The 15,012-nt window shown below is 35.5% G+C and carries 14 protein-coding genes and 1 tRNA gene; 4 read left to right on the top strand and 11 right to left on the bottom strand.

All coding sequences use genetic code 11. The features are described 5' to 3' along the window. The first annotated feature begins 80 nt into the window (after nt 1-80). Both CPS_RS11630 and CPS_RS11625 read left to right on the top strand, forming a co-directional pair. A tRNA-Pro gene (locus CPS_RS11630) sits at nt 81-157 on the top strand. Between the two features lie 421 nt (nt 158-578). Beyond that, the gene (locus tag CPS_RS11625) at nt 579-779 is read left to right on the top strand and encodes a hypothetical protein (protein WP_011043417.1); all 201 of its coding nucleotides are present in this window, start codon (nt 579-581) and stop codon (nt 777-779) included. A 367-nt stretch (nt 780-1,146) separates the two neighbouring features. Here the strand turns inward: CPS_RS11625 and CPS_RS11620 are convergent, their stop codons facing one another. Further along, a complete protein-coding gene (locus CPS_RS11620; protein WP_081428727.1) occupies nt 1,147-4,392 on the bottom strand; it encodes a two-component regulator propeller domain-containing protein in 3,246 nt (1,081 codons plus the stop codon). A 294-nt stretch (nt 4,393-4,686) separates the two neighbouring features. On the opposite strand from CPS_RS11620, the gene CPS_RS11615 reads away from it, so the two are divergent. Next, nucleotides 4,687-5,010, top strand: coding sequence for a hypothetical protein (locus CPS_RS11615; protein ID WP_011043415.1), 324 nt, complete (start codon nt 4,687-4,689; stop codon nt 5,008-5,010). Nucleotides 5,011-5,061: 51 nt separating this feature from the next. Here the strand turns inward: CPS_RS11615 and CPS_RS11610 are convergent, their stop codons facing one another. From CPS_RS11610 to CPS_RS11585, 6 genes are all read right to left on the bottom strand, one after another. Further along, complete coding sequence (locus CPS_RS11610; RefSeq protein ID WP_011043414.1) at nt 5,062-5,856, bottom strand: LysR family transcriptional regulator; 795 nt, start codon at nt 5,854-5,856, stop codon at nt 5,062-5,064. Between the two features lie 463 nt (nt 5,857-6,319). Beyond that, nucleotides 6,320-6,535, bottom strand: a complete 216-nt coding sequence (locus CPS_RS11605) for a hypothetical protein (protein ID WP_011043412.1) — start codon at nt 6,533-6,535, stop codon at nt 6,320-6,322. 137 nt (nt 6,536-6,672) lie between these two features. After that, nucleotides 6,673-6,924, bottom strand: a complete 252-nt coding sequence (locus CPS_RS24120; RefSeq protein ID WP_011043411.1) for a hypothetical protein — start codon at nt 6,922-6,924, stop codon at nt 6,673-6,675. Between the two features lie 7 nt (nt 6,925-6,931). Next, the gene (locus CPS_RS11595; protein ID WP_041737662.1) at nt 6,932-7,456 is read right to left on the bottom strand and encodes a peroxiredoxin family protein; all 525 of its coding nucleotides are present in this window, start codon (nt 7,454-7,456) and stop codon (nt 6,932-6,934) included. 113 nt (nt 7,457-7,569) lie between these two features. Continuing rightward, nucleotides 7,570-8,304 carry an EAL domain-containing protein gene (locus CPS_RS11590; RefSeq protein WP_011043409.1) on the bottom strand — a complete coding sequence of 245 codons (735 nt, stop codon included), beginning with the start codon at nt 8,302-8,304 and terminating at the stop codon, nt 7,570-7,572. Between the two features lie 96 nt (nt 8,305-8,400). Further along, on the bottom strand, nt 8,401-9,540 hold the full coding sequence (locus tag CPS_RS11585) for a cell division protein FtsZ (protein WP_011043408.1): 1,140 nt from the start codon (nt 9,538-9,540) through the stop codon (nt 8,401-8,403). Nucleotides 9,541-10,018: 478 nt separating this feature from the next. On the opposite strand from CPS_RS11585, the gene CPS_RS11580 reads away from it, so the two are divergent. Beyond that, nucleotides 10,019-10,441: a type II toxin-antitoxin system HicB family antitoxin gene (locus CPS_RS11580; protein WP_011043407.1), complete on the top strand. Its 423-nt coding sequence runs from the start codon at nt 10,019-10,021 to the stop codon at nt 10,439-10,441. A 259-nt stretch (nt 10,442-10,700) separates the two neighbouring features. Here the strand turns inward: CPS_RS11580 and bioD are convergent, their stop codons facing one another. The 4 genes from bioD to bioB all read right to left on the bottom strand — a co-directional run bounded on the left by bioD (nt 10,701) and on the right by bioB (nt 14,942). Then, a complete protein-coding gene (gene bioD, locus CPS_RS11575; RefSeq protein ID WP_011043406.1) occupies nt 10,701-11,492 on the bottom strand; it encodes a dethiobiotin synthase in 792 nt (263 codons plus the stop codon). A 183-nt stretch (nt 11,493-11,675) separates the two neighbouring features. Next, nucleotides 11,676-12,473, bottom strand: coding sequence for a malonyl-ACP O-methyltransferase BioC (gene bioC, locus CPS_RS11570; RefSeq protein WP_011043405.1), 798 nt, complete (start codon nt 12,471-12,473; stop codon nt 11,676-11,678). Continuing rightward, complete coding sequence (locus CPS_RS11565; protein ID WP_011043404.1) at nt 12,473-13,621, bottom strand: aminotransferase class I/II-fold pyridoxal phosphate-dependent enzyme; 1,149 nt, start codon at nt 13,619-13,621, stop codon at nt 12,473-12,475. The genes bioC and CPS_RS11565 overlap by 1 nt, the downstream gene beginning before the upstream one ends. A gap of 217 nt (nt 13,622-13,838) precedes the next feature. After that, entirely contained in the window at nt 13,839-14,942 is a 1,104-nt protein-coding gene (gene bioB, locus CPS_RS11560) for a biotin synthase BioB (RefSeq protein ID WP_011043403.1), read from the bottom strand. Nucleotides 14,943-15,012: the final 70 nt, after the last annotated feature.

The raw sequence follows: 15,012 nt of genomic DNA, 5'->3' as shown, positions 1-15,012 counted from the left end.
CTCTTAATTGTCATTGCAATACGTTGATAAATCATTAATATACAAGCGGTAAACTTGTTAAACCCTAGAGTTTACATTGTCGGGGTATAGCGCAGCTTGGTAGCGCGCGCGCCTGGGGGGCGTGAGGTCGACAGTTCGAATCTGTCTACTCCGACCATATGAGTAAAACATAAAGCCACTTAGCAGTTGTCGTAATGACAATTTAAGTGGCTTTTTTGTGTCTGACTAACCAGAATATACTTATTTTTAAATTATCTTTTACTCAGGAATTTATGCGCAGGTTAGTTTGTTTATGTTAGAAATCCTAATCGCCTGTACAAATTTTCTACTACATCTACATTGCCCCGAAAAACCTTTTTCATAATAAAGTATTGTTTCTGCATATTGGCAGTATTCAGTGCTCAGGTCTAAAATATATAAAGGGAGAATGATATTTCCAATCAGGATGTATGAGTGGCTGTCTATGACAATATTTTCTCCTTTCGGGATCTTTATAAGAGGCCTTTCAAAACCGTTTACACGTCTCACGAGATCGATTGTAGCTGATATAATATATTTGCCAAACAGGAGAAGTTGTCATGTACAAGACTATTACAGCAACATATACAGATAAATTTGCCCTTGAAAATGTGGCTGATGAACTGGTGAATAAGGATATCCCAAGGGAAAACTTTTTCATCGACGAAAAAACGTCACAGGTCAAAGTAATGATGCCAGAGAGTGCAGAATCAGAAATAATAGATATTCTCAATCGTCATGGACCGACAGAGGTTCACTAATAAGCGGTTATGATTCTGTGCGAAGTAACAGAGTATAACGAGAAAAACGTCCATTGTTGTAATGTCTAAATAAGCATACTTTAACTTTTAGATATGTACTTCCTCTTCATGCCCTTGTAATAAAGATTTATTACAAGGGCATTTCTGTTGATTTCAACTGAAGAGCGATCAACTTGCTTAATAGAAGCAAAGAAATATGTAACGCGTTATGTTTAAGTATTTGTTTTACAGTGTTTATTTCATTTAAGTCGAGTCTGATTTTTTTTGAGTGTCTGACTAACCCATGATTAAGTTTATCGTGATACTACGCTATTCTGGCGATAAAAAGGGTAATACACCTTGTTGAAATGTGATGTTGTTAGGTTTATTAACATAGCTGATCACGGCCATTATTCTTCGCTTGATACAATGCATCATCGGCATACTTAAGCAGTCGAGCTGGCGCTACTTCGATTGATGGAACCATAGTTCCTAGGCCTATACTGACAGACACTATGCCTTTATCCGATGTAAGGTGAACTAAGGCTAATTCATCAAGCTTTTTCAGAATAAGTTTAGCAATATGCTTTGCACCCTCAGCATCGTTGTAGGTAATGACGACAAACTCTTCTCCACCATATCGACATAGATTATCTGTTGGACGATTTATGACTGATTGAATCTCTTTTGCTATTTTTTGCAAACACTCATCACCTTGTTGGTGTCCGTAATAATCGTTGTATTTTTTAAAGTAATCAATATCTATCATTAAAATAGATAAGGGTAAATTATTACGAGATTGTATTGCCCAATCACTTGAAAGTTGTTGATCAAGGAAACGACGATTTCGAATACCTGTGAGTGCGTCGGTAATTGATGACTGCTCCAAGGCTGTGTTGGCTTTTTGTAAATTTAGGGTGCGTTTTTGTACTAATTTTTCGAGCTTATTAGAATATTCCTGACTTGATTCAAGCTCTTTGGTACGCTCCTTAACCATAATGTCTAGCACTAGGTTTTGATTGTTTAATGCCTTTTCTCTCCATTTAATTGCAATAACGAACACTATAAATCCTATAGCGAGTAACAATCCTCTGAACCACGTTGTTTCCCAGTATGCTGCTGCAATAGTTATTCTTAAATCCGTGGTTTCCTCTCCCCAGCTCCGATTTCTGTTCGATGCTTTAACCTTGAGAATATAATCACCTTTGGACAAGTTGGTGAAGGTAGCTCTTCTGTGGTTATGATCCGTTTCTATCCAGTTATCACTGAATCCTTGCAATTGGTATCTATAAGAGATGTTATTTGCTTGGGAGTAACTTAATGCTGAAAATTCGAAGGTGATAACGTCATCATTGTGAGCGAAATTCAACGCATTAGTTGAGCTTATATGACTAGAAAATCTCTCTGACTCGCCAATTGCTATTGCATCGTTATAAAGTAATAAGTTGGTGAAGCTAACTGTTGGGATTGTTTTATCTTTTTTAATCTTATCAGGATGAAATAAAGTGAAGCCATTTATGCCACCAAAATACATTTCACCCGTTTTATTTTTGAAGAATGAACCCGTATTAAATTCGTTCTCCTGGATCCCCTCTTCTTTAGTATAATTTTCAAATGTTATGTTTTGAGGGTTGAATTTACTTAGCCCATTGTTAGTACTTAACCATAAATTGTTTTTTTGATCTTCTAATGCGCCATATACGACATTACTCGGTAATCCATCGGTAGTGGTGTAAGAGTGGAAACTGCCCTTGCTTTCATCATATTTAATAATGCCACCATTAGTCAGGACCCATATGTTACCTGACTTATCTTCGAAAATTGAGCGAATAAATTTGTTGCTCAGTATTGGTTCTTTTACAGAGTCCTTGTTAAAGTTAATAAAAGTCTGCGTATCAAAATCGAATCGGTTCAAGCCTTGGCCATAAGAGCCAGTCCACAATCTTCCTTTAGAGTCATAAAGTAAACATCGGATAAAGTTAGTACTGATGCTATTTGGATTGTCTGTATCGGGCATGAAATGGGTAAACTGACCACTAATAGGATCCAACTTATTCAAGCCTCCCCCTGCGGTACCAATCCATAAGTTACCCTCTTTATCTATAGCTAAGCCTCGTGCTCTATTGTTACTCAGGCTATTTCTATCGTCTGGATGATGTTTGTATTGAGTAATGTTGCCCGTATTTTTATTATATTTTAGCAGGCCATCAGAATTTGTACTTAACCATAATTCGGCTTCTGAAGCTTTGATAATATAGTTAACCTTATTTAAACCTAAACCAACGCTGGTTTCCGGTTCCGTGAAGTTGGAAAATTTCCCTGTGGTTTTATTTAACTTATTAAGTCCCCCACCAGAAGTCCCTACCCAAACGTATTCATCATCATCATAGATCGCATACACCATATTCGCATTTAGACTTTCTGGGTTATTTGGGTTTGACTTATAATGTTTAAAGACATTGGTACTTGGCCTAAATAGGTTGACTCCACCGCCTAATGTTCCTGCCCATAATGAACCATCTTTATCTTGAAATAATGAATAAATGACATCATGGCTTAAGCTGTGTCTGTCATTTACGGAATGTCTGAATCGCTGGAATATGAGTTTGCTTGAATCAAAAGCGTATAAACCATTGTTAGTGCCTAGCCAGAGCATGCCTGCACTGTCTTCAAGAATTGTTCGTATATAATTATTACCTAATGAATTTTTATTTTGTGTGTTTGTTCTATGGTGAACAAATTTACTTGTATCATTATCGTATCTATCAAGTCCGCCACCAAAAGTCCCAAACCATAAGTTATTTTGGGAGTCTTTATATATTTTCAATACAAAATTATTACTTAAACTATGCGGATTTTCAGGAGAGTGTTGATAATTAGTAAAGGTATTATTGCGTTTATTATATTTACTTACTCCAATAGTTGTTCCTATCCAAATATTCCCTATTGAATCTTCAGCAATAGATTTTATTTCACTATGAATTACGCTATTAGGCTTATTATCGTCAGGTAGATATAAAATATAAGTGTTTGTATCAATACTGTATCGATATAACCCCATGTTGGATGATAGCCAAAGCTCTCCATCAGAATCTTCGAATAGTGACTGTATGTAACCAACTTTTCCATCCGAGTCATTGAGTGATGGTGAATTATAATGAGTGAAATTGTCTGTTTTTGGTTCGTATTTGCTCAAACCACCATAACTACCTATCCATAAGTTGTGCTTTGAATCTTTAAAAATAGAATGTATATGATTATTGATAATACTATTAGGATCTGAAGGTTGATGTCTATATGTTGTTATTTGATAGCCATCGTATTTGTTCAAACCATCTTGAGTAGCAAACCAGATAAAGCCATTTACATCTTGGGCGATGCCATTAACACTGATTTGAGATAAACCGTCTTCAAGGCCTAATCTCTTGAAACGAAAAGAGGCCTCTTGAGCAGAGGTTGAAAAAGGAAGCAAAGAATAGAAGAGAAAGAACTTAAGCCATAGGCCGATGAGCTTAGTACATGTGTTTTTAGTAAATTTTACATCGAGTAGCATAATACTTATTTCTCTACTTTTTACGGATGACTTTTGAGGTTTTTGAAGAATTTTAGTGAGTAAATCAATAAGAACATCCATGTTAATATTTATATGTTTAGTAAATAATAATTGTAGTTTGTTTTAATATCAAAATGTTAGCAATAAATATTTATTAATTAGACTGTATAATCGTTATGTCCTAAATGCGGTAATAACGAGATGACTACAATAATAAAGCCACTCAGGCTAATTCTACAACTTAGCTATTAAACCTATCGTTACTTTTGGAATAAACGTTATTCCAAAGAGCTTTTTTAATTCTGGCATTATGTACGCACGTTTTTTGTCTGTATGCAGATCTAATGGATAGGTAGCAGCTGCTAAATCTAAACAATGAAAAAATTAATAACAACAGTATTACTAACAACAGTCCTTTCTTTCAATGTGTTAGCAAACGAAGAATGTGGTGATGAAGAGATTAAAATAATAGCAATGCAAGAAAAAAGTCTGTATTACGGAGGAGAGAAAACAAGTTACTTTTTGGCATACACCAGAGCAACTGTCGGCTCTGGTGGACTTATTTACGCGGCAGTTAATTCAACGCCAGGAATAGCTTTCTTTAGTTTTGTGGTGTTTTTGGGAGGCGCACTGGATATTTACATCAATAGTGAGAATGATGAAAAACTTGAACAATTAACTGAAAAGCTCTGTGATTGATGATTCTGGTTAATGTTTAAGTTCAAAATCATATAGGACTAACAATGGCGATTACCAGCGTGACTGTTTTACGATAGGCGCACACAGATCCATAAGCCACTGTACTTTTGGGGAGCATCTACTGGCAGCTTTGCAGATCATAGCTACATCTGTTGGAGTATTTTTCTTCTCCTTATCATTAGCAAGGCCATAGGTGTAGTGTTCATCCATTAACTGGCCTGACAGATATTGACTATCTATGATAATACCCGGCTTAATGTCGGCATCCAATAATTTGTACATTCCACTATATTCGTTGTAATTATCGAAAATAGTTTTGATAAACTCCCCTTGCCTATTGCCAATAAACTGGCCACTTACTGACATGATTTTCCTTTGGTATAGGCTCTGAGGCCTGTCTTTAAGGGCATGAAACGCTATATCAACCTGCTCTTCTAAAAGTAAAACTTCACTGTGTAAGTTCCACTCTCTGAGCTCAATAACTGCAGGGGTTTTCTGCCTTATCTTATTAATCAATATTTTACCTATTGGGATAATAAAAGGTGCTGCCAAATGAATAGTAACTTTATCAAGTGCTAAAGGATTAAAAGACTCGGGCTCAAGGGCACTGTGCATCTGCGCTAATGCTTCCTTAACCTTAGGCGCAATAATATTTGCATAGCTTGTCGGCTCTAATCCGGTTGCCGTTCGGACAAATAATGGGTCGCCAATATCTTCTCGTAACTTTGATAGCACTTTAGAAACATAAGATTGTGAGCGGTTCAGTTTTAAAGCAGCTTTTTGAGTTGAGCCTGCATGATACAGTGTAATAAATACTGAAAGAGAATTAAGGTCTAGTTGTTTCATAAATAAGTAGCTATCGAAATAGTCATTGATAAATGTCTTGTTCACTCTGTTTATATACCTGATTAAAAAGCTCAATCAAGTGTCAGTGAATTAGCATCCACCACAATATTAGTTATTATTCTTCCAAAGAAAATTAACAGCTTAATACTTTGAGTTGAGTGTCATTGGTTGCTCAAAGTAACTTCCGTATTGATGATGATTTTTTGCTATTACAATATAAATCACGGTAAATAACACACAGTTAAAAGTAACGCGTAATATACTATGTAATTGTTATTTATATTAATAATAATTTAATACCTAGTCGGTAGATTCCATTGCAGAATATTACTATTTTGTGCATTTTAAATATTCATTAATATAACCAAGTGAATTAAGCTCACCTATTAATAAAAATAGTAGGCTTTATTTGTTAGTTTATTTGTTAGTTTATTTGCCGATTTAATTGAAAAGTTATATAGCACTAATCATCATTAAGTAAGGTGATTTTATTCGAATATGTCTGCAAAAAATAATGAATACGATTAGAGCGCCTTTTCGATAACATCACTCTAATTTGCCCGGCAAGTAAAGCTTCACTTCGTTTAACTTTTACTAATGGCACAAAAGGTTTGTTATCAATGCTGATAGTGGTCATGTGATGACATATTGCTTTTATTCTTGCTTGTTCGATATCCAATGATCCAATCCTAATAGGAGTTATTTATGCGTATGATAACTATCGCATAACTTATAACTGCTTTAAGTTGTTCTGGAAATGTGTCTTTTTGTTTTTGCTTACAGAATTAATCACAATGATAACATCGAAATAACAAGCTATTTACACCACACTTTACCGCCGATCATTTTAAAGGCAGGTGTACCTCTAATTAAGCAATCTCGGGCAAATACCTTCTTACATTTTGGGCATGTACAAGGCGTTTCGGTAAAGTTTTGACTAATGCGTTCTTTAAAACATTTAAGTAAGGCGCCCTTTCCGCCTTTACGGTATTTAAACAGCAGGAAATTACAGCCCTTACAATATATATCAACTGTCTTGCTCGGGCCTTTTTTGTTGGGTTTTGACATTATTTAGTTATTGCTTAGCAATACCTAAAGCGGCCAAATTATAAGCCATATCTTGAGCAGCAGATTTTGGTGAAATATTATCATCAATTTTGACTATTTTACCTTCTTTAGAGATATAGAAAGTGACGCGACTGGCAACTTTGAACATATTAAGCACTTGATACGCTTTCGCCGCTGTTTTAGTAGGATCACTTAGCATGGGGAAGTCAGCACCCGTTTTCTCAGCAAAGTCTCTGTTATCATCAATAGGGTCGACACTAGCCATAACGTAACTAACATCAAACTCTCGAATTAGGTGTCCTTGTTCTGTCAGCGATTTACATTCAATAGTACAACCACGGGTATTTGCCATTGGATACCAAGCTAAAACCACTGCTTGTTTGCCTTTGTAATCACTTAATTGGTAATAATCACCAGTCGTTGCTTGTAGTTTAAAATTTGGTGCAATGTCGCCCACTTTTAAATCGGTTGCTAACGCGGAAAATCCAACGAGACTTACTAAGCTACAAATGACTAGGATAGATTTTTTCATACTGTTTATTTTCGTAAAATTGATGTTAACTTTCATGTTGATACTCTTTATTTAAAAAGGAAGATATAAGAATTAGCTATAGTGTATGGTGTTATTTCGTTGATTAAAAGTTATTAAGTGACATTCTTAAAATGGTCACGGTAGTAAAAACCTTGTACAAAATCACACTTAAGCTGTTGAGCTAGTTGCAAGTCTTCATACGTTTCTACCCCTTCTAAGATCACTTTTTTGTTCGCACTATGTGCGTAATCAATAATTGATTTAACTAGCAACATGAAGTTATGATTTTTTTGGTTTTGCACAACAAATTTATCTAGCTTTATATAGTTAACCAATTGAATTACTGAAGTAGAAATCATAGATTGAGGATTACACACATCATCTATAGCGGTGTGGATATTGCTTTTCGCTAAGTTATCAATCATGGCCAAGCTCATAATGGCGTCATTAATTTCTGAGTTCTCAATTAACTCAACGACGACATTAGACTTTTTAAACGCTTTAAATAATTTTAGAAAAGGGTTGCTTTGACCAATGACACCGCTTGAGAAATAAGAGTCTTGATCTAAATTAACAAAAATATCATGGTCATCAACAGCATGAGATAATTGTAACTTTTTCTGTTGATATTCAACCTGGAACAAACTCAGTGGGCTTGTATGGAGTGACTCATAAACAAGGTCTGGTCTAATAAGCGTATTATTAGCAGAATAGAATCTAGCCAAAGACTCATAGGCAAAAATCTCTTGGCTTTTGCAACTAACTATTGGCTGGTATTCAACACCAAAGCGTCTATTTTCGATTAGATCGATTAAACACTCTGGGTTGAGTAGCTTTTTATCTTTCATTCATTGCAGCCGATAATTTCTTATTCGGCCCTTCCTATAACAACTATTGAACAATAACTGTAAATAAGAATCATTATCGTGTAAAGAAGTGTTTTATTAATCGCGATTGATTGCCATTAATTTGCGCGTTATGGCCGGAATATCGGTCATTGATTCACCTTGATTGATGAAACTGAGTTCATCATCGATATATTCGGGTTCAGTTGACTCGAAATTTTGTACTAATTCACAAGTCTCTTTGTCAATAATAATAGTGTCTTTGATAGGCTCAGGTTTACTGGAACTTATGCCCGACCCTATAATTAATATTTCAATTTCCGAAGTCAAATTTGGGTCAAGAGTTACACCTGGTACAATCAAAACAGATCGATTTGTTACCCTTGTTCTGATGTGATCAATTAAACCATTGTAGGTTGATAATTTAGGTTCTGATTTACAAAACAATTGAAAAATAATACCTTTCGCTGTATCAATGTTTGCAATAGAAACCAGTGGATTATTAAGTGCCTGATCAAGTGCGTCGAATGCCTCTTCTTCTGAATTAGCTTTACCAACTCCTAGAATAGATTCCCCTTCAAAAGACAAAATGGTTGAAAAATCATTTTTGTCGACATTGACATAGCCAGTTTCATTCAGCATTTGCACTAAGGCAATTAAAAGGTTTTTAAGCACTTCATTACTTTGGTTAAAGGCAGAAAATAAGCCAACGGTTTCACCTAATCCTGCAAGTAACAGATCGTTTGAAAGCGTAATATACGCATGTATAGGCTCTTTTATGTCACCAATACCTTGTAGGGCATAATCCATTCGAATTTGCCCTTCTGATTCAAAGGGTAAAGTCACAATAGCTAAGCAGCTAATATTTAGCTCGCGTGCTATTTTGGCCACTAAAGGACTTGCCCCAGTGCCAGTGCCACCACCAAAACCTGCAGTAATAATAACAATGTCGCTATCCATTATCGCACTACGAAGCATCCCTTCACTCTCTTGGGCTGCTTGATAACCAATACTAGGATCTGAGCCTGCGCCGTAACCATTAGTTAAGTTCTCGCCTATTAGAATTTTGTTTTCAACGTTAATGCTATTTAATGCAGCAAGATCAGTATTAACAGCAACGAGGTTAACTTGGCTTGATAGATTATTTTCATGAAGCATATTTACTGTGTTGCAGCCGCAGCCACCAATGCCAACTACAGTAATCAATAATTCAGGATTACCCTTTAAAAGTTCTTTCATATTATTCCTCGCTCAATCAATAAAGCAATTACCTAATTCGCTTCCTAGCTTTTATCTAAGCCTAGGGAGAGCCAGTTTTTACCGGTTCATGTTAGGTCGTTTTTTGACAAATTAATCTCTCATTCATTTCATTATAGAGATCAAATTCTGCATGATCCACACTAAATAAATAACTCTGAGCACTCTTAATGAATTAGTCATTATCAAATATATTTATTCAAAATAATTTCATGGCTAAAAACCTTATTAGATTTATTTACAAAACGCTTATTATATAAATAAGAACCTATAGAAATAGTAAACAGTCACCTACACAAAGATTTAAGAGTTACCGGAGTTTCTTTTCTTATACGCATAGAGTTACCAGAGTTTTTCAAAAGAGGTTTTCTGGGGTTGTCAGGGTTGCCATAAAGTTGCCATATAGAGTCATTAGAGTTATGATAATTTATGGGCCGTTTTAGACGTGTTAGGAGTTAAAATGAAGTATGCAATTGTGTTTATATACGATGACAAAAAATCAGAATATCAGATATCAGTACCCGATCTTCCTGGGTGTGCAATTACAGAAAAAACTATTGATTTAGGCATGGAAGAAATTACAAAAGCGATTAAATCTCACCTTGCTATATTGGCCGAATACGGTGAAAAAGTGCCTAATGCAAAGGGATTAGAAAGCCATAGACAAAATTATATACTGGAAAATCCGCATACATTTTCACAAGCTTTTTGGGCAATAGTAAGTATTGATATAACCCCCTATCTTGGAAAGAGCCATAAAATAAACGTAACTCTACCGGAGTTACTCATTGCTCAAATAGATGACAAGGTAAGTAAATCTTCAGATTACAAAACGCGATCTGGATTTATTGCCAGTGCTTGTTTTACTGAATTAGAAAAATAGTGTCGGTTAGTTGTTAGAATTGATTTTGAAGTTAATCTTAGTTGGCAAATTATTTTCTAACATTAGAAATTAATTTGCAGTTCTAAAGTTTTTTAAGTTGTCAGACAAAGAAATTTAATTTTTTAAATTGGTTTCGCTTACCTAAATTTAAATTATTACTAGGCCGCGGCGAGTTGATGTAAACCAAGTAGGATTATATTTTTGATAAGTTGATTTAAGTTTAGTTAAATCAACTTGAGAATAGCAATACAAAAAATTACTAAACCAGCACAGACAAATTAATTTGGTTAGCCGCATGACTAATTTTTTCAAAGTAAGAAACGTCTTTACCCTCTTCATTCACATCAGCAATAAAGTCGAACTGTGCCATCTTAGGTATTGGTAGAATTTTTTCTAACTCGGTAATATTTTCTGATAAGTTGTTCATCGGATCACTAGTGGCACAGTTCGCAATCCAGGCAACGCAATTTAAGCCGTCCGCTTTAATAGTTTCATAGGTTAATAATGCATGATTTAAACAACCCAGCTTCATATTAACAATTAGAATAACCTCTAGATTAGTCTCTTTGACAAAGTCTGAGAGAAATTGGTAACTCGGTTTATTGTTATCACTACTTTTCTCAGCATTATCATTCGATAAAACTGTCATTTCACCAAGAGGTAAGCGCCATCCACCAGCACCTTCCACTAACGTAACATCAGCGTTAAGTGATTTAACTTGTTGGTAATGATGATTTATATCTGCAATCGTAATCTGTTTATTTTCTTTTTTTGCGGCAATATGTGGTGCGATGGGTTGTTCAAAAGCAATTGGATTAATATGGGCAATACTTTGACCACTGTTAGCAAACTCACTGAGTAATTTTGCATCTTCATTTATCAACTGCCCACCGACTAATTCACAACCTGCAGAAATGGGTTTAAACGCCGCAACTTTCATCAACTCATTTGTAGAAGATTTGTTGTGGTGGGTAAACGCATGAATTAAAGCGCAGCTGACAAATGTTTTACCTGCATCGGTATCTGTTGCGGTAACAAAAAATTGTTTCATATTTATTTCTTAAGTAAAGTTTCTTAAATGAGTTTATCAGTCGATTTTATTAAATTGATTGTTCCGCATACTACAATAATGAATTACATTAAAAAGCCTTAGAACTTTTTTACAAAGGCTAAGGCTTAGTATCTGGCGTGGTGATAGTTACCGTTATGTAATGATTTAACTAATTCAGTTAAGTTAGTTATTTAATTTAACCACTAAACCAGAAAACAAACGATAGGTTGCTGGATAAATACCACTAGGCTCTAGAAAATCTTGATAGTGTTCTGTCATTTTAAACCACTTATCTTTTCCAGACAGACCTCTGTTTTGTTTCTGCGCTAAATGATTAGCACCTAAGCCTTTTAACTCACGTGCTAAATGGATTACGTTTTGATATTCCAATACGATATCTTGGCACTTTTGTTCGACCAATTTACCATTTTCATTATTGAATAAAGTATTAAGCTCTGTAACCGTTTTAAAATCGATAACATGTTGGTCGTCGTCTACTTGTTTCCAAGAAGATTTCAGCTCGTGTAATGTACCGTCTACTAAAGTGGTGAAAATAAGCAATCCACCAGGCTTTAATATTCTTAACATTTCAGTAATGGCTTCATCGAGTGGATCAAACCATTGAATGACTAAATTGGAATAAATGAAATCTATGCTGTTATCTTGCAGCGGTAATTTATGGGCATCGGCTTCTAGCCATAATATTTTTTTATTACGGTGTTCTTTGGCAAAGTGCAGCATCTCATTTGAAATATCTAAACCAATAACTTGGTTATAAGTACTCGCTAATAAGTCGGTGAAAAAACCAGTGCCTGAGCCTAAATCTAAAACCGTTAGGTCGTTACGATTCGGTAACCAAGGCATTAGATGCTTACCGGAAAAACGTTGTAATCTTGCTGATACATCATAAGATTTACTGGCAGATCCGAAACTTTTCCCAATCTTTACTCTGTTCGTATTTTTATGTTCTGTTTGAACCATTAAGCTATTGCCTTATTAATGCATTCTGCTAAATACATGATATCTTTGATGTTGTGGTTTGCACATATGGTAACGCGTAACCTTGAGCTATTAACTGCAACCGTTGGCGGCCTTATAGCAGTTAACCAAATGCCCTGTTTTTTTAGCTTATCACTTAACGTCAGTGCTTTTTTCTCATCGCCAATGATTATGGCATGAATTGAAGATTCTGTGGATACTAACTCAATTTCTGGGGCCAGTAATTGAGTAAATAATGCACTCAACTCACTGATTTTTTCTCTGCGCCATTGCTCTTTTTGAATAAGCTCGATGCTTTTTTTAGTGGCCCAAGCTATAGCAGGTGATATGGCTGTTGAGTAAATGTAGTGACGAGAGAAATTAACCATATACTCGTGCAGATCGTCGCTACAGGTTAAAAATGCGCCACTGGTACCGATTGCTTTACCCATGGTCGCCATCGTAATATCTATATCCGCAAAGTAATTACTGCCCTGTCCTTCGTTACCGATTACACCAATACTGTGTGCATCATCTAAATAAAGCCAGGCTTGTTGTGATTTGGCAACTTGTGCGAGCTCTAATACTTTAGCTTGGCAACCATCCATACTAAAGACTCCTTCAGAGGCAATTAGTTTATTTTGATATTTGGTGGTTTTACTTAATAACGTTGTTAAATGTTCAATATTATTATGATTGAAACGTTTTACCTTTGCCTTACTATGGTAGGCACCATCAATCATAGATGCATGACTGAGTTTATCTAAATAAAAATGGCTTTCTTCATTTTTACCTAACGCTTGGAATAGCGCTAAATTAGCGGCAAAACCACTAGAAAATAATAGGCACTTAGGTTTATTTAACCACTGACAAATATCAGCTTCCAATGCTTGATGAGCATAGTGATAGCCAGTAACTAAACTTGAACTACTGGAACAAACGCCAAATCGGTCCGCCCCTTCTCGTAACGCTTTGTTTATTTCAGCATGATTATTTAAACCTAAATAATCATTAGACGAAAAGTTCAGATATGACTTTCCATTGATAATAATTTCATTGCTTTGACTTGTCGTACTATTACAAACCAATTGACGATATCGAGACTTAGTTTTTTGCTCAATGACATCATGTTGAATAAAATCAAAATTCATAATGAAATTCTACTTAAATGGATAAGCTTAACAAGGGGATAGCGAGTTTAATCGTTATCACTTTTAATGATAACGATTATACCTATGTTACCTGAAATTGCGAGTTTCAGAATGACTGTGCAATTCATGAGCGTTAGCTCTTTTTATTAAGGGTAGTTTCTTTATAAAAAGAGCATTATTTGCACTGACATCGCCATAGGGGTTATTTAGAAAGTACTTATGCTGATGCGTTGTAAAACAAGTCACTGTTTTGTTGATCAACAATCGCTGTTTTAACAATATTATCTGAACGCTCAGTATCGCCAGCCACTGTTTCAGTATTTATGCCTAGTTTTTCAAACAGAGCAATATCTTGATTCGTTTCAGGGTTTTCTGCAGTAAGCAATTTACAACCATAAAAGATTGAGTTAGCACCGGCAAGGAAACACATCGCTTGCATCTGCTCATTCATCGCCGTACGTCCTGCAGATAATCTCACATGGCTATGTGGCATCATGATGCGGGCCACGGCAATACAACGGATAAAGTCAAAACTCTCTAAATCATCAATATCAGCTAAAGGTGTACCTTCCACTTTTACCAACATGTTAATGGGTACACTTTCAGGTTGTGGGTTTAAATTTGCAAGTTGTATTAATAAAGATGAGCGATCAACCGCTTTTTCACCCAAACCAACAATACCACCACTACATACTTTCATACCGGCACTGCGAACATTACTCAAAGTATCAAGTCTATCTTGAAAGGTACGGGTAGTGATTATTTGATTATAATGCTCAGGAGAAGTATCAAGGTTATGGTTGTAATAATCTAAACCAGCGCCATTTAATTGATCAGCTTGATCGCCCGATAACATACCTAACGTCATGCATGTTTCCATACCAAGCGCTTTAACACTCTTAACCATATCGAGTACATAAGGCATATCGCGTTCTTTAGGGTTGCGCCAAGCAGCACCCATACAAAAACGGGTTGAACCCATTTCTTTGGCTCTTTGCGCTGCTTCTAATACTTTTTCAACGGCTAATAAACTTTCTTTTTCTAGGTCAGTTTTATTACGTGCACTTTGAGAACAGTATTTGCAATCTTCTGGGCAAGCACCAGTTTTAATCGATAATAAAGTACTGACTTGTACTTCATTAGGGTTAAAGTTTTCTCTATGAATCGTCTGTGCTTTAAACATGAGGTCGTTAAAAGGCATAGCAAATAATGCTTCTACTTCTTTTAAATTCCAATTGTGACGAAGGATAGAATTCAACGATTGTGCTTGTGTTGATAACGGTGGTGTTAGTACGGCTTCTGACATATATAAATCTGACATAGAACTCAATTGCATCTAATTAACTTAACGAGTAGTCTAGCCAGACTACTCGTGATGTCAACGACTAACA

The organism is Colwellia psychrerythraea 34H (assembly GCF_000012325.1).
In the GTDB taxonomy this organism is placed as follows: domain Bacteria; phylum Pseudomonadota; class Gammaproteobacteria; order Enterobacterales; family Alteromonadaceae; genus Colwellia; species Colwellia psychrerythraea_A.
Note: the sequence above shows the minus strand (reverse complement) of the source record. Positions and strands in the feature narration are given on the sequence as shown.

What these genes read in the sequence shown, in the direction of transcription:
- CPS_RS11625 (WP_011043417.1), top strand. Translation starts at nt 579, where the DNA reads ATGTACAAGACTATTACAGCAACATATACAGATAAATTTGCCCTTGAA.
- CPS_RS11620 (WP_081428727.1), bottom strand. Translation starts at nt 4,392, where the DNA reads ATGGATGTTCTTATTGATTTACTCACTAAAATTCTTCAAAAACCTCAA.
- CPS_RS11615 (WP_011043415.1), top strand. Translation starts at nt 4,687, where the DNA reads ATGAAAAAATTAATAACAACAGTATTACTAACAACAGTCCTTTCTTTC.
- CPS_RS11610 (WP_011043414.1), bottom strand. Translation starts at nt 5,856, where the DNA reads ATGAAACAACTAGACCTTAATTCTCTTTCAGTATTTATTACACTGTAT.
- CPS_RS24120 (WP_011043411.1), bottom strand. Translation starts at nt 6,924, where the DNA reads ATGTCAAAACCCAACAAAAAAGGCCCGAGCAAGACAGTTGATATATAT.
- CPS_RS11595 (WP_041737662.1), bottom strand. Translation starts at nt 7,456, where the DNA reads ATGAAAAAATCTATCCTAGTCATTTGTAGCTTAGTAAGTCTCGTTGGA.
- CPS_RS11590 (WP_011043409.1), bottom strand. Translation starts at nt 8,304, where the DNA reads ATGAAAGATAAAAAGCTACTCAACCCAGAGTGTTTAATCGATCTAATC.
- CPS_RS11585 (WP_011043408.1), bottom strand. Translation starts at nt 9,540, where the DNA reads ATGAAAGAACTTTTAAAGGGTAATCCTGAATTATTGATTACTGTAGTT.
- CPS_RS11580 (WP_011043407.1), top strand. Translation starts at nt 10,019, where the DNA reads ATGAAGTATGCAATTGTGTTTATATACGATGACAAAAAATCAGAATAT.
- bioD (WP_011043406.1), bottom strand. Translation starts at nt 11,492, where the DNA reads ATGAAACAATTTTTTGTTACCGCAACAGATACCGATGCAGGTAAAACA.
- bioC (WP_011043405.1), bottom strand. Translation starts at nt 12,473, where the DNA reads ATGGTTCAAACAGAACATAAAAATACGAACAGAGTAAAGATTGGGAAA.
- CPS_RS11565 (WP_011043404.1), bottom strand. Translation starts at nt 13,621, where the DNA reads ATGAATTTTGATTTTATTCAACATGATGTCATTGAGCAAAAAACTAAG.
- bioB (WP_011043403.1), bottom strand. Translation starts at nt 14,942, where the DNA reads ATGTCAGATTTATATATGTCAGAAGCCGTACTAACACCACCGTTATCA.